This is a genomic window from Azonexus sp. MM2026_4 (assembly GCF_055901855.1).
In genome coordinates this window covers 3957867-3971120 of sequence record NZ_CM148380.1, presented here as the reverse complement: position 1 = coordinate 3971120, position 13254 = coordinate 3957867, and the positions used below count along the sequence as shown (strand labels likewise).

Genomic DNA, 13254 nt, shown 5'->3' with positions numbered 1-13254 from the left:
TCAGGAACGGGGCGTCAGGCCATCGGCGAGCGACAGGCGGTAGGCGCGCCAGGCCGGCAGCAGGCCGACCAGCGTGCCGCAGGCGAGCACCAGGCCGAGCAGCCGCCATTCGGCGGCGCCCGGCGCCAGCGGCAGCGCCGCCAGCCCGAAGCGCAGCAACAGGCCGTCGCCGCCGGCGGCGAACAGGCTGAGCAGGCCGAGGCCGAGCAGCGCGCCAAGCAGGCTGACCAGCCCGCTTTCGAGGAGCAGCAGGCCAAGGATGTGGCGCGGGCCGGCGCCGAGCGAACGCAGGATGGCCATTTCGCGCCGCCTTTCGTTGAGGCCGGCGAGCAGGGTCGCCATCAGGCCGGCCAGGCCGACCGCCAGCACCAGCCAGGACACCGCCTGCAAGGCCTGCTCGACGACGCCGACGGTCTGCCACAACTGGTCGAGGGCGACGCCGGGCAGCACGGCGAGCAGCGGCTCGCCGGCAAAGCCGTTGACCTTGCGCTGCAGGCGGAAGACCTCGACGCGCTGGTGCAGGCCGATCAGGAAGGCGGTGATCGACTTCGGCGTCAGGTCGAACTTCTGCACCACCTCGGCGCCGATCGAGAAACCCGGCAGCGGCGCGCCGCCCACCCAGTCGAGATGGATCGCCTCGATGGCGGCGAGCCCGACATGCACGGTGCGGTCAACCGGCGTCCCGGTCGGCGCCAGGATGCCGACGACGGTGAACGGCTTGTCGTCGTGCGCCATGCCTTCCAGGCCGCCTTCGCCATGCGTCAGCGTGATCCGGTCGCCGACCGCATAGCCCAGGCGTTGCGCCACCTCGGCACCGAGCACGGCGTCGAAGATGCCGGAAAAGACCTGGCCGGCGGCGAAGTGCAGCGGCTGACGGTCGCCGTAGTGGTAATGCGCGAAATAGGCCGGCGTCGTGCCGAGCACCGGGTAGCCGCGATGCGAATCGCCGAGCGCCAGCGGCACGCTCCAGGCGATCGCCGGATCGGCGGCGATTTTGCGGTAACTGTCCCAGCTCAGGTTGTTGGTCGCCTCGCCGAGCCGGAACACCGAATACAGCACCAGCTGCACCGGGCTGGTGCGGGCGCCGACCACCAGGTCGGTACCGGAAACCGACTGTGCGAAGCCGTCGCGCGCCGCCTGGCGGATGCGCTCGACCGACAGCAGCAGGGTCGTCGCCAGGAGCACGGCGAGCAGCGTCAGCCCCAGACTGAGGCGGCGGTTCCAGGCGCTGGCCAGAGCCAGCCGCCACAGCGCGCTCATGCCTCGCCCCCGGACAGCGCAAGGCTGTCGTCGAAATGGGCGGCCAGCCGCAGATCGTGGCTGACGAAGACGAGCGCGCTGCCGGCCGCCTTCGCTTCGCCGAGCAAGAGATCGATGAAGGCGTCCTGGCGGGCGGCGTCGAGCGCCGAGGTCGGCTCGTCGGCGACGATGATTTCTGGCCGGCCGATCAGCGCGCGCGCCGCCGCGACGCGCTGCTGCTGGCCGACCGAGAGTTCGCCGGCGGGCGCCGCCGCCAGCGTCGGGTCAAGATCAAGCGCCGCCAGCAGGCGCGCCGCTTCGGCCGCCGGATCGCCGGCGCACTGGTGGCGGCGCCGTGAAAAGCGGCAGGGCAGCAGCACGTTGTCGCGCGCCGACAGCCAGGGCAGCAGGTTGAACTGCTGGAAGATGAAACCGAGATGATCGGCGCGGAAGGCGTCGCGCCGCGCCGCCGACAACGCGCCGAGCGGCTGACCGAGCAGTTCGATGCGGCCGCGCTCGGGCTGCAGGACGCCGCCGATCAGATTGAGCAAGGTGCTCTTGCCGGCGCCGCTCGGCCCGTGCAGAAAAAGGCTGCGACCGGCGGCGACGGCCAGGTGCCCGAGCGTGACGGCCGGCGGTGAAGCGGCGCGCCAGCGGAATACCAGGTCGTCGATACGGATCGCCGCCATGCCTACCAGGAGAAGACCGGCTGCCGGGTATCCACGCGACCGGCCTTCTGTCCCTTCGGGCCGGCAAAACTGACTGCAAGCGCCCGCAGACGCGGGAATTCCTCGCCGACCTGAACGCGCAGGCCGTCGAGCGCCAGCGGGTTGGCACAGCGATAGACGTAGCGCGCCTCGACATCGCCGTGACCGTCGCTGCTAGCTTTGCCTTCGAGCAGCGGGGCGTCGATCTTCTGTTCGCTCAACGCGCACTGCGCCGCCGCCGTCGGCACGAAAAGCCGCGCCGGCGAGCGCAGCTTTTCCAGCGCCGCCTGCGCGGTCAGTTGTTCGCGGGCGCTCTTCGCCGCCCGCTCGAAGCCGACCAGGTCGTGCTGCGGCGCTTCCAGCAACAGCGTCAACTGGGCGCCTTCGACGACGATCCCGAGCTGGCCGGCACCGTGTTGATGGGCGTGCGGCGCCTGTGCCGAAGCCGCCCCGGACAGCAGGACGAGCAGGAACAAGGACAGTTTCCTCATCGGACGTTTCCTCCCAGGTTCACAACGCTGCATGGCGCGGACCAGCCGCCGGCGTCAGCCGCCGAACTGGCGTCGCCGCTGTTCGTGCCGTTCCTGCGCCTCCAGGCACAGGCTGGCGGTCGGCCGCGCCAGCAGGCGGGCGATGCCGATCGGCTCACCAGTATCTTCGCACCAGCCGTAGCTGCCATCTTCGATGCGCTTCAGCGCCTGGTCGATCTTCTTCAGCAGCTTGCGCTCTCGATCACGCACGCGCAGTTCCAGCGCATGCTCCTCTTCGGCGCTGGCACGGTCGTTGGGATCGGGCTCGGCCGCCGTCTCCTGCAGATGATGCGTCGTTTCCTCGGCGGCGCCGCGCAGCGAAGCCTCCTCGTCAAGCAGGCGCTGGCGGAAAAAGGCCAGCTGGGCCGGCGACATGTATTCGTCTTCCGATGCTGACAACAGCTCCGCCTCGCTCGGCAACCCCGGTTTTGCAGTGGATCGTGACATCGATCTTTCCTTGTTCGTCATGGGACGTCTGCGGCATGCCCGCAACCGGTACGGCCAACCCGAACCGACGCTGCGCGCCCGACCGCAACGCTATCGATTGCGGACGGGGGATGTTATAACATCGCATGTCCACCACCAAGTCGACTTCGAGAATGATTGAACCCAGCGCCGAAGCCGAGTTGCTCGACCGCGCCGAAACCCGCTGCCGGCAACAGGGCGCCAGCCTCACCGCAATCCGCCGCGAGGTGCTGGCACTACTCGGTCGCCAGCCGAACGGCATCAAGGCCTACGACCTCCTCGAACAGATGCGGCAGACCCGCCCCAACGCCGCGCCGCCCACCGTCTACCGCGCCCTCGATTTCCTGATCGGCCAGGGACTGGCGCACCGCATCGGCCGCCTCAACCTGTTCGTCGCCTGCCGCCACAGCAGCCACCCGTCGCCGGCGCTGTTCCTGCTCTGCCCGCATTGCAACAGCGTCAGCGAACTGCAGGACCCCGACGTCTCGGCCCGCCTCTTCGCCAGCCTGCAAGCCGCCGGCCACCGGCTGGACAGCCCGGAAGTCGAAATCAGCGCGCTCTGCCCGCGCTGCGCGGCGGACCGGGAAGACGTTTAAGGTACTGAGTAAATTTACTCAGTGGGCGAAACCGTCGCCTAGCGCGTCCGGACCGTCACCGGGTGCCCCACCTGGCGCAGCTTGAAGGGTAGCGGGCGGTTGACGCTGCCAACGCCCCCCGCCGCGTCCTTGCAAGGCCTTTCAGCTGACGGTCTGGGCGGCCGGCGGCAAACGTTCGCGCAGGCTGTCGATCGCGGCGGGTTCGCCACGCACGCTGAAGCAGGCGCCGGCCTCGTCGGCCCGCTCGGCCAGGACCTGGCAGGTGGCGAAGATTTCGCCGCGCAGTTGCTGCGCCGACCAGGGCAGGAACAGTTCGGCCTCGACCAGCCCCTGCTGGAAGAAGGCGATGATCTGCAGGCGCAGGCGGGCCACGTCTTCCGGCCGGCGGGCGCTCATCACCACGCAATCCGGGTATTTCTCGCGCAGCCTGACCGTGCATTCGGCCTGCGCCGCTTCGTCGCCGACGTGGTCGATCTTGTTGAAGATGCGCAGGCGCGGCAAGGTGTCGGCGCTGATCTCAGCCAGCACGTGGTCGGTGACTTCAAGCTGGCGTTCGCAGCCGGGGTCGCTGGCGTCGATGACGTGCAGCAGCAGGCCGGCGTCGAGGGCTTCGTCGAGGGTCGATTTGAACGAGGCGACGAGGCCGTGCGGCAGGTTCTTGATGAAGCCGACGGTATCGCTGACCAGCACGCGCGGCACGCTTTCCGGGTGCAGGGTGCGCACCGTGGTGTCGAGCGTGGCGAACAGCTTGTTGGCGACCAGCACTTCGCTGCCGGTCAAGGCCCGCATCAGCGTCGATTTGCCGGCATTGGTGTAGCCGACCAGGGCGACGCTGGCCAGCCCCTGGCGTTCCTGGCGGCGGGCGCGCTGGGTCTGGCGCTCGGCGTCCATGGCGATGATTTCGAGTTGCAGCTCGGCGATCCGGTCGCGGATCTTGCGCCGGTCCAGTTCGGTATGCGATTCGCCGGCCCCGCGGCCGCCGACGCCGCTGCGCTGGCGCCCCTGCGGCCCGGCCAGTTTGGCCGCCTCGCGCAGGCGCGGCGCCATGTAGCCGAGGCGGGCGATTTCAACCTGTGCCCTGGCGGCGCGCGAACGGGCGTTGTTGTGGAAGATTTCGAGGATGACCATGGTCCGGTCCATCACCGGGCAACCCGTCGCCTTTTCCAGGTTGCGCGCCTGCGACGGCGAGATTTCGTGATCGACGAGAATGGCGTCGATCTCACGGTCGGCCGTGTGCTCGACGTAATGGGCGATTTCCTGGCACTTGCCGACGCCGACATAGGAGGTCGTGTCGAAACTGCCGCGCTTCTGGATGAAGGTTTCGACCACCGTGTAGCCGAGCGTCTTGGCCAGCTCGCGCAGTTCGGCCAACGAGGACTCGAACTCGATGTCGCTGACACTGGGCAACTGGACGGCGGCGACAACGGCGACGGCAGGTTTCTCTTTTAACTCGATGCTCATTCGGGCAGGGATTCTCGGCAATTGGGCAAAGGCGGAGTGTAGCCGGCAATCGCCCCGCCCGGCGCGAACTTCCGGCGGAGAACGAAGCTCAGGCAGCGGCGCCAGGGAAAGGCGCCGCGCTGCCCGCCGCCGAGCAGCGCGCGATCAGGCGCGCATCGCCTCCAGCACGCGCAGCAGCGAACTCGTGTCGTCCTTGCCGAAACCCAGCGCCATCAGGGCGTTGAGCTGCTGGGCGACGCTCGCTGTCAGCGCCACCGGCACGCCGCTCTGGCGCGCCGCTGCGAGCACCAGCCCGAAATCCTTGTGATGCAGGCGGGCCTCGATGCCGGCCGAAAAATCGCGGTCGACCATGCGCTGGCCCATGATGTCGAGCACGCGCGAGCCGGCCGAGCCGCCGGCCAGCGCCTGTTTCACCTTGGCCGGATCGACGCCGGCTGCCCTGGCCAGGTGCATCGCTTCGGCAACGGCTTCGATGGCGGCGACCATGATCATCTGGTTGCAGGCCTTGGCGACCTGGCCGGCGCCGTTGGGGCCGATATGGACGATGCGCTGGCCGAGTTTTTCGAGCAGCGGGCGCACCCGTTCGAGCACCGCCGCGTCGCCGCCGGCCATGATCGCCAGCGTCGCGGCAATCGCCCCCTGCTCGCCGCCAGAGACCGGCGCGTCGAGCATGTGGATGCCCTTCTCCGCGAGTTGGCCGGCGATGCGCCGGGCAACGTCGGGGGCGATGGTCGAGCAATCGACCAGCACGCTGCCCGGCGCCATGCCATGGATCAGGCCGTCGTCGCCAAGCGCGACACCTTCGACGTCGGCGCTTGAAGTGATGACCGTGAACACCACCTCGCACGCCGCGCCGAGCGCGACCGGCGTCGGGTGCACGGTGGCCGGCAGGCCGTCGGCGCTGGCCGGGCGGCGCGCCCAGACGTGCAGTTCGTGACCAGCTGCCTGCAGGTGCAAGGCCATCGGGCGCCCCATCGCGCCCAGGCCGATGAAGCCGACCTTCATGCCTGCCCCGACAGGTTTTCCAGCAGCTTCAGCACGGCGATCGAATCCTCCTCGCCCAGCCCCGAACCGACCATCGCGTTGAACATCTGCGCGGTCGCCGCCGAACCGGGCAGGCAGAGGCCGAGTTCGTGCGCCGTCTGCATCACGATGTTCAAGTCCTTCTCGTGCATCCAGCTCTTGAAGCCCGGCTTGAAGTTGCGGTCGAGCATGCGCTGGCCGTGGTTTTCCAGGATCTTCGAGTAGGCGAAGCCGCCGAGCAGCGCCTCGCGCACCTTCGCGCGGTCGACGCCGTTTTTCGATGCGAAGGCCATCGCCTCGGCAACCGCCAGCACGCCCATGCCGGTGACGATCTGATTGGCCGCCTTGGTCACCTGCCCGGCGCCGGGGCCGCCGACGTGGACGATGTTCTTGCCCAGGCAGGCAAACGCCGGCTCGGCGCGGGCGAAAGCGGCCTCGGAGCCGCCGGCCATGATCGAAAGCGTGCCGGCAATCGCGCCGACCTCACCGCCGGACACCGGCGCGTCGACGAAATCGACGCCGGCCGCCGCCAGTTCGGCGTGGATGGCCTTGGCTGCCGCCGGCGCGATGGTGCTCATGTCGACGGCAACCAGTCCGCTGGTGCCGGCGCTGGCGACGCCGCGCATGACTTCGGCGACATCCGGCGCGGCGGCGACCATAGTGATCACCAGTTCCTGGCCGCGCGCAACGTCGGCGGGCGACGCGGCGCCGCTGGCGCCGGCATCGAGCAAGGGCTGCATCGATTCGGCGCGGCGCGCCCAGACGCTGACCTGATGGCCGCCCTTGAGCAGGTTGAGGGCCATCGGGCGGCCCATGATGCCAAGGCCGATAAATCCGATCTTCATTTTGTTATCTCCGTTGGGTTGGGGTTCAGGGCAGGCCGATGACTTTGCGTTCTTTCGGCCAGCGGATGCGGTAATCGGCGGTGAAGCTGGCCGCCGCGCCGGCATCAAGCCGCGCTTCCCAGGCGACAACGCCGGGCCGGTCGTCCCAGTCTTTATCGGTGACCGGCGGCTGGAAGCTGGCGTCGACCTCGATCTGGCTGTCGCGGGCGACCGGGCTGGCGTCGATGACGCGGATATCCACCGGCCGCGCGTGCTGGTTGGTCACCGTGAACACGTCGGCGAGGCGGCGTTCCGCCTGCTGGCCGACGAAGCCGGCGCGCGCCTGGTCGGCGGCCAGGTTGCGCACCGCCACCTTGATCTTCTCGTCGCGCCCGAAGGGCAGCTCCAACTGCGTTTCCTGCGCCGGGTCCCAGGTGGTCTGGCCGACGTAGGCGCCGTTGCGGTAGATCTGCAGGTTGCCGGCCGGCCAGACGCCTTCCGGCAAATCGCCCCGGGCGACCAGGTAGGCGGCCTTGTCCTGGCGCGGCGCCACCTGCGCGTGCAGTTCCACCGGTACCTGCAGGCGGCCCAGCGCCACCGCCACCTTGCGCCCGTCGGCCGGCAAGCTGATGCGGCCGGGAATCGCGTATTCGGTGGCGAATTCGCTCTGCGTTTCCGCGACTTCGAACAGCGCTTCCTCCTCCGCTTCCTCCGCTGCGCTCTCCGCCGGCATCGCCCGCTTCGCCAGCGGCGCCGGCGCGGCGGCCATCATCGGCATCACGGCACGCGCTTCGGGGCGTTGCTCCGGGCGCAGCGAGAGGTTCCAGGGATCGGGCAGCGGACCGGCGACGCGCTGCTGCGGCATGCCGGTGGACAGCGCGAGTTCGACCTTGCTCCAGTCCTCGCCGCTGCGCTGGGCGATCTGCGCCAGGCGCTCGATCTCGACCCGCCGCCCGTCGCTGTCGAGCTTGGCCCGGTATGCCGGCCGCCAGCCGGCCTCGGCGAACAGGTAGCGCAGGCGGACGCGGCCGTCGCGCCGCGCGTTCAGGCGCAAGTCGAGCTGGCGGACGGCGGCGACCGCCGGGCGGACGCGTTCGAGGTCGCGCTGGCGGGCCTGCAGTTCGCGCTCGAGGTCGCGCTTCTGGCTATCGATCTCGAGGATGCGCCGCTGCGCCTGGACGCCGCCCAGGCGCAGGGCGTCGAGCACGCGCTGCGGGTTGCCGTCGTGGATGGCGTCGCCGGGCGAGGCCAGGGCGTCGAGGTACTTCAGCGTGCGCTCCGCCGCCAGCCGTTCCCCGTCGAGCTGCGCGACGCGCTCGCTCAACTGGCGGACCAGCTTTTCCAGCCGCGCTTCCTCGGCGTTGAGCGGCGCGCTGCGCGCGCTGTCGCGCCAGACCAGTTCGCCGATCTCGATTCCCGCATCGGCCTCGATCTGCACACTGTCCACGTCGAAACTGGCGGGCAGGCCGGCAATCTGCAATTGCTGGTCACCGGCACGCACATTCGCGGTACGCTCGATCAACGCGCTGCCCGGATAAAGCATGACACGGCTGACCGGCGCCTCTGCCGCGGCAGCAGCCGGCAGGCAGATTGCGGAGAGCAGCAACGGCAGGCGCCGAACGAGAGAGGAAAATTTCATGACGGAAGACTCCGGAACGAGGTCCGGGGATTATAGCGAGCCACCCGCGGCCAGGGCGCTTGCAAACGCACACCGCTTCTTAACGGCGCTTAACGGCAGCTCGGGGGATCATTCGTCAATGCCGCCGCCGTCGCCCTCCTCCATGACCGAATCGACTCCTCTCCTCCGGCCGCGCCAGGCCCTCGCCGCGCTGGCCTGCGCCGTGCTCGCCGCCTGCACCTCGCTGCCGGCGGTCGGCCCCGACTACCGCTTGCCGGCGCTGAAGCTGCCGACGCTGTGGCACAGCCAGCCGGCCGTAGCGGCGACGGCCGACGCCGACCCCGTGCTGCGCCGCTGGTGGCAGCAACTCGACGACGCCGCGCTCGACCCCTTGATTGCCCGCGCGCTGGCTGCCAACCTCGACCTCAAGCAGGCCGAGGCCCGCCTGCGTCAGGCGCGGGCCGCCCGCCGCCAGGCCATCGGCGACCAGTTGCCGACGCTTTCGGCCAGCGCCGGCAAAACCCGCAGCCGCGCCGCCGGGGCGAGCACCACGCTGTACGACGCCGGCTTCGACGCCAGTTGGGAAATCGACCTCTTCGGCGGTCAGCGGCGCGCCGTCGAAGCCGCCGACGCCGACACCGGCGCTGCCGCCGCCCGTCTGGAGGAAGTCCGGGTAACGCTGGTCGCCGAAGTCGTCCAGAACTACGTCGACCTGCGCAGTGCCCGGCAACGCCTGGCGATCGCCCGCGACAACCTGGCCACCCAGGAGGAAAGCGCGCGCATCGCCGACTGGCGACGGCAGGCCGGGCTGGCCGGCAGCCTCGACGTCGAACAGGCGATCGCCAACCGCGAACAGACCCGGGCCAGCCTGCCCGACCTGGAGATTGCCGCCGACGAGGCGCGCAACCGCCTTGCCGTCCTCCTCGGCACCCCTCCCGGCAGCCTCGACCCGACGCTGGCCGCCGCCGACGGCTTGCCGGAAGTGCCGGCCGACCTCGCCATCGACATCCCGGCCCGCGTCCTCACCCGCCGCCCCGACCTGATCGCCGCCGAACGCACGCTGGCGGCGGAAACCGCGCGCACCGGGCAGAAGCTCGCGGCGCGCTTTCCCAGCCTGACGCTGAGCGGCAGTTTCGGCTGGCAGGCCTACAGCCTCGGCGCCCTGGGCGGCAGCGACACGCTGCTGCGCACGCTGGCCGGCTCGCTGGCGGCGACGCTGTTCGACGGCGGTCGTCGGCGCGCCGCCGTGGACGCCCAGGACGCGGTGCGCGAGGAAGCGCTGCATGCCTACGAAGCCAGCGTGCTCGGCGCCCTGGAGGAAGTCGAAAACGCGCTGTTCGCGCATGCCGCTGCCCGTCAGCGCATCGTCGCCCGCCGTCAGGCGGCGACGGCCGCGCGCAACGCGGCGACCCTGGCCCGCCAGCTCTACGAATCCGGCCTCACCGATTTCCGCGACGTGCTCGACGGCGAACGCACCCGGCTCGGCGCCGAGGACAGCCTGGCGAGCGCGGAAGCCCTGCAACTGACGACACTGATCAAACTTTACAAGGCGCTCGGCGGCGGCTGGGACGATGCCGCCGCGCCGGCCACGGAAACGCCATGAACCTGAAAAACGAAGACAACGCCAACGCGCTACGCCAGTTACTGAGCGGCGCCCGGCCCGCTCAGCCGATTTCCCGCCGCCGCTGGTGGCTGGCCGGCGGCGCCGTGCTCCTCCTCATCTTCGGCGGCTGGCTGGTGCTCGGCGGCAACCGCCAGGCGCCGGGGCAATACCTGACCGAGGCGGCGGTACGCGGCAAGCTGGTGGTCACCGCCTCGGCCAGCGGCACGCTGCAGCCGACCAAGTCGGTCGATGTCGGCAGCGAACTGTCGGGCACGCTGGCCGAAGTCCTGGTCCAGGAAAACGATGTCGTCAAGAAGGGCCAGTTGCTCGCCCGTCTCGACCCGGCCAAGCTCGACGACGCGGTGATCAAGTCGCGCGCCGCCGTTGCCGCCGCCGAAGCCGGGGTCGCCGAAGCGCGGGCGACGCTCGCCGAGAACCGGGCGGCGCTGGCGCGCATGCGCCGGGTCGCCGAGCTTTCCGGCGGCAAGGTGCCGGCGCCCAGCGAAATCGATACCGCCGAGGCCGCCGTGCAGCGCGCCGTGGCCAGCGAAGCGAGTGCCCTGGCGCAGGTGGCCCAGGCGCGGGCGGCGCTGAAGACCGACCAGACCAACCTGACCAAGGCGACCATCCGCTCGCCGGTCGACGGCGTCGTCCTGACGCGCAAGGTCGAACCCGGACAGACCGTCGCCGCGCAGATGACGACGCCGGTGCTGTTCGTGCTGGCCGAGGATCTGACGCGCATGGAACTGCAGGTCAAGGTCGATGAGGCCGACGTCGCCACCGTCAAGCCCGGGCAGCCGGCCAGTTTCACCGTCTCGGCGTGGTCGGGTCGGAACTTCCCGGCAAGCATCCGGCGCGTCGGCCTGGGCTCGACGACGACCGACAACGTCGTCACCTACAAGACCGTCCTCGACGTCGCCAACGACGATCTGGCGCTGCGCCCCGGCATGACGGCGAGCGCCACCATCGTCACCGCCGAACGCGCCGACGCGCTGCTGGTGCCGAACGCCGCGCTGCGCTACACGCCGGCCGCCAGCGCGGCGGCGGCGCCGAGCGGCAGCATTCTCGGCCGCCTGGTGCCGCGCCCGCCGGACACGCCCAAAAACCGTCCGGCGGCAGCCAGCGGCAGCGGCACCCAGGTCTGGGTGCTGGTCGACGGTCAGCCACGCCCGGTCACGGTCGTCAGCGGCGTCAGCAACGGCCGGCAGACCGAGATCACCGGCGGCGAACTGCAGCCCGGCATGGCGGTGATCACCGACTACCAGGCGGGCAAGCCGTGAGCGAAACCGCCGCGCCGCTGATCGAACTGCGCGCCATCACCAAGACCTATGGCAGCGGCGACATCGCCTTCCAGGCGCTGCGCGGCATCGACCTCGCGATCGCCGCCGGCGAATTCGTCGCCGTCATGGGGCCGAGCGGTTCCGGCAAATCGACGGCGATGAACCTGCTCGGCTGCCTCGACACGGCGAGCAGCGGTTCCTACCGCTTCCAGGGCATCGCCGTCGAAGAACTCGACCGCAACCAGCGGGCGCTGCTGCGCCGCACCTGCCTGGGTTTCGTCTTCCAGGGCTTCAACCTGCTGGCACGCACGACGGCGCTGGAGAACGTCGAACTGCCGCTGCTCTACCGCGGCGAACCGGTCGCCCAACGCCACGCGGCGGCGCGCGCCGCGCTGCAACGGGTCGGCCTGGCCGACCGCGAGGGGCACACGCCGGCGGAACTTTCCGGCGGCCAGCAGCAGCGCGTGGCGATCGCCCGCGCCATCGTCACCAATCCGCTGCTGCTGCTTGCCGACGAGCCGACCGGCAACCTCGACAGCCAACGCAGCCACGAGATCATGGAACTGCTGGTGACGCTCAACCGCGAACAGGGCATCACCATCGTCATGGTCACCCACGAACCGGACATGGCGGCCTACGCCAGCCGCATCGTGCATTTCGTCGACGGCCGCGTCGACCGCGACACCCGCCAGACATCATGCTCCTGAACGCCCTGCTGCTCGCCCTGCGCGAAATCCGCCGCAACCTGCTGCGCTCCTTCCTGACCGTGCTCGGCATCGTCATCGGCGTCGCCGCCGTGATCACCATGGTGACGCTGGGCAACGGCGCGACGCGGATGGTCGCCGAGCAGATTTCCAGCCTCGGCAGCAACCTGCTGATGGTGATGCCCGGCCAGCGCCTCGGCCCGGGGCGCGACAGCGCCGGCGCGCCGAAATTTCGCAGCGCCGACATCGAGGCGATCCGCCAGCAGGTCGGCGGGTTGCAGGCGGTGGCGCCGACCGTCGGTACCGCGGTGACGCTGGTCGCCGGTACCCGCAACTGGTCGTCGACGGTCAACGGCACGAGCAACGATTATTTCATCGCCGGCAACTGGAAACTGGCCAGCGGCCGGCGTTTCGCCGACGACGAGGAAAGCGCCGGCAAGGCCGTCTGCATCATCGGCCAGACCGTGCGCAAGGAGCTGTTCGGCAACGCCAGCCCGCTCGGCAACAGCATCCGCGTCAAGTCCTTCGACTGCGAAGTGATCGGCCTGCTCGCCGCCAAGGGCCAGGGCGGCATGGGCCAGGATCAGGACGACACCGTGCTGCTGCCGCTACGGACCGCGCAGCGCCGCCTGACCGGCAGCCTCGACATCGCCGGCATCCTGGTCTCGCTCAAGGACAGCACCGATTCGAAGGCGGCAATCGGGCAACTACGCAGCCTGTTGCGCGAGCGGCGCAAGCTGGCCGAGAACGCCGACGACAATTTCAACGTGATAGACACCAAGCAGATCGCCGAAACGCTGTCCGGCACCATCGGCACGATGACCGCGCTGCTAGGCGCGGTTGCCGCGGTCAGCCTGCTGGTCGGCGGCATCGGCATCATGAACATCATGCTGGTGTCGGTCACCGAACGGACGCGGGAAATCGGCATCCGGCTGGCCATCGGCGCGCTGGAGAAGGAAGTGCTGCTGCAGTTCCTGATCGAGGCGGTGGCGCTCTCCGCCTTCGGCGGCCTGCTCGGCATCGCCCTCGCCTTCGTCGCCTGCCTCGGCCTGACCGCGCTGATGAGCATGCCCTTCCTGTTCTCGCCGGCAATCAATCTGACCGCCTTCGGTTTCTCGGCGGCGATCGGCGTCCTCTTCGGCTACATGCCGGCACGCCGCGCGGCGCGCCTCGATCCGATCGAGGCGCTGCGCCACGAGTAGGG

At 70.0% G+C, this 13254-nt stretch carries 13 protein-coding genes; 5 read left to right on the top strand and 8 right to left on the bottom strand.

What is annotated here, in order from left to right; translation table 11 throughout:
* Genes AC0KWY_RS18750 through dksA form a run of 4 tightly spaced genes read right to left on the bottom strand, consistent with a single transcriptional unit; the run spans position 1 to position 2923 of the window.
* Complete coding sequence (locus AC0KWY_RS18750; protein ID WP_474027000.1) at positions 1-1260, bottom strand: ABC transporter permease; 1260 nt, start codon at positions 1258-1260, stop codon at positions 1-3.
* Positions 1257-1928 (bottom strand): ATP-binding cassette domain-containing protein, encoded by a 672-nt coding sequence (locus AC0KWY_RS18745; protein WP_474026999.1) that lies wholly within the window; start codon positions 1926-1928, stop codon positions 1257-1259. Before AC0KWY_RS18745 ends, AC0KWY_RS18750 begins: the two co-directional genes overlap by 4 nt.
* Before the next feature lie 2 nt (positions 1929-1930).
* Positions 1931-2437 carry a ZrgA family zinc uptake protein gene (locus AC0KWY_RS18740; RefSeq protein WP_474026998.1) on the bottom strand — a complete coding sequence of 169 codons (507 nt, stop codon included), beginning with the start codon at positions 2435-2437 and terminating at the stop codon, positions 1931-1933.
* 54 nt (positions 2438-2491) lie between these two features.
* Positions 2492-2923: an RNA polymerase-binding protein DksA gene (gene dksA / locus AC0KWY_RS18735; RefSeq protein ID WP_474026997.1), complete on the bottom strand. Its 432-nt coding sequence runs from the start codon at positions 2921-2923 to the stop codon at positions 2492-2494.
* A 152-nt stretch (positions 2924-3075) separates the two neighbouring features.
* On the opposite strand from dksA, the gene AC0KWY_RS18730 reads away from it, so the two are divergent.
* Complete coding sequence (locus AC0KWY_RS18730) at positions 3076-3537, top strand: transcriptional repressor (protein WP_474026996.1); 462 nt, start codon at positions 3076-3078, stop codon at positions 3535-3537.
* Positions 3538-3678: 141 nt separating this feature from the next.
* Here the strand turns inward: AC0KWY_RS18730 and hflX are convergent, their stop codons facing one another.
* The 4 genes from hflX to AC0KWY_RS18710 all read right to left on the bottom strand — a co-directional run bounded on the left by hflX (position 3679) and on the right by AC0KWY_RS18710 (position 8484).
* Positions 3679-4998 carry a GTPase HflX gene (hflX, locus tag AC0KWY_RS18725; protein WP_474026995.1) on the bottom strand — a complete coding sequence of 440 codons (1320 nt, stop codon included), beginning with the start codon at positions 4996-4998 and terminating at the stop codon, positions 3679-3681.
* 144 nt (positions 4999-5142) lie between these two features.
* Positions 5143-6003, bottom strand: coding sequence for an NAD(P)-dependent oxidoreductase (locus AC0KWY_RS18720; protein WP_474026994.1), 861 nt, complete (start codon positions 6001-6003; stop codon positions 5143-5145).
* Positions 6000-6866 carry an NAD(P)-dependent oxidoreductase gene (locus AC0KWY_RS18715; RefSeq protein ID WP_474026993.1) on the bottom strand — a complete coding sequence of 289 codons (867 nt, stop codon included), beginning with the start codon at positions 6864-6866 and terminating at the stop codon, positions 6000-6002. Before AC0KWY_RS18715 ends, AC0KWY_RS18720 begins: the two co-directional genes overlap by 4 nt.
* 25 nt (positions 6867-6891) lie before the next feature.
* Positions 6892-8484, bottom strand: coding sequence for a DUF4139 domain-containing protein (locus AC0KWY_RS18710; protein ID WP_474026992.1), 1593 nt, complete (start codon positions 8482-8484; stop codon positions 6892-6894).
* Positions 8485-8626: 142 nt separating this feature from the next.
* Between AC0KWY_RS18710 and AC0KWY_RS18705 the strand changes: the two genes are divergently transcribed.
* Genes AC0KWY_RS18705 through AC0KWY_RS18690 form a run of 4 tightly spaced genes read left to right on the top strand, consistent with a single transcriptional unit; the run spans position 8627 to position 13252 of the window.
* Positions 8627-10066, top strand: coding sequence for an efflux transporter outer membrane subunit (locus AC0KWY_RS18705; protein WP_474026991.1), 1440 nt, complete (start codon positions 8627-8629; stop codon positions 10064-10066).
* On the top strand, positions 10063-11346 hold the full coding sequence (locus AC0KWY_RS18700; RefSeq protein WP_474026990.1) for an efflux RND transporter periplasmic adaptor subunit: 1284 nt from the start codon (positions 10063-10065) through the stop codon (positions 11344-11346). Before AC0KWY_RS18705 ends, AC0KWY_RS18700 begins: the two co-directional genes overlap by 4 nt.
* Positions 11343-12053 carry an ABC transporter ATP-binding protein gene (locus AC0KWY_RS18695; protein ID WP_474026989.1) on the top strand — a complete coding sequence of 237 codons (711 nt, stop codon included), beginning with the start codon at positions 11343-11345 and terminating at the stop codon, positions 12051-12053. Before AC0KWY_RS18700 ends, AC0KWY_RS18695 begins: the two co-directional genes overlap by 4 nt.
* The gene (locus AC0KWY_RS18690) at positions 12044-13252 is read left to right on the top strand and encodes an ABC transporter permease (protein WP_474026988.1); all 1209 of its coding nucleotides are present in this window, start codon (positions 12044-12046) and stop codon (positions 13250-13252) included. Before AC0KWY_RS18695 ends, AC0KWY_RS18690 begins: the two co-directional genes overlap by 10 nt.
* Positions 13253-13254: the final 2 nt, after the last annotated feature.

What these genes read in the sequence shown, in the direction of transcription:
- AC0KWY_RS18710 (WP_474026992.1), bottom strand. Translation starts at nt 8,484, where the DNA reads ATGAAATTTTCCTCTCTCGTTCGGCGCCTGCCGTTGCTGCTCTCCGCA.
- AC0KWY_RS18730 (WP_474026996.1), top strand. Translation starts at nt 3,076, where the DNA reads ATGATTGAACCCAGCGCCGAAGCCGAGTTGCTCGACCGCGCCGAAACC.
- AC0KWY_RS18690 (WP_474026988.1), top strand. Translation starts at nt 12,044, where the DNA reads ATGCTCCTGAACGCCCTGCTGCTCGCCCTGCGCGAAATCCGCCGCAAC.
- AC0KWY_RS18700 (WP_474026990.1), top strand. Translation starts at nt 10,063, where the DNA reads ATGAACCTGAAAAACGAAGACAACGCCAACGCGCTACGCCAGTTACTG.
- AC0KWY_RS18750 (WP_474027000.1), bottom strand. Translation starts at nt 1,260, where the DNA reads ATGAGCGCGCTGTGGCGGCTGGCTCTGGCCAGCGCCTGGAACCGCCGC.
- AC0KWY_RS18715 (WP_474026993.1), bottom strand. Translation starts at nt 6,866, where the DNA reads ATGAAGATCGGATTTATCGGCCTTGGCATCATGGGCCGCCCGATGGCC.
- AC0KWY_RS18740 (WP_474026998.1), bottom strand. Translation starts at nt 2,437, where the DNA reads ATGAGGAAACTGTCCTTGTTCCTGCTCGTCCTGCTGTCCGGGGCGGCT.
- AC0KWY_RS18745 (WP_474026999.1), bottom strand. Translation starts at nt 1,928, where the DNA reads ATGGCGGCGATCCGTATCGACGACCTGGTATTCCGCTGGCGCGCCGCT.
- hflX (WP_474026995.1), bottom strand. Translation starts at nt 4,998, where the DNA reads ATGAGCATCGAGTTAAAAGAGAAACCTGCCGTCGCCGTTGTCGCCGCC.
- AC0KWY_RS18720 (WP_474026994.1), bottom strand. Translation starts at nt 6,003, where the DNA reads ATGAAGGTCGGCTTCATCGGCCTGGGCGCGATGGGGCGCCCGATGGCC.
- AC0KWY_RS18705 (WP_474026991.1), top strand. Translation starts at nt 8,627, where the DNA reads ATGACCGAATCGACTCCTCTCCTCCGGCCGCGCCAGGCCCTCGCCGCG.
- dksA (WP_474026997.1), bottom strand. Translation starts at nt 2,923, where the DNA reads ATGTCACGATCCACTGCAAAACCGGGGTTGCCGAGCGAGGCGGAGCTG.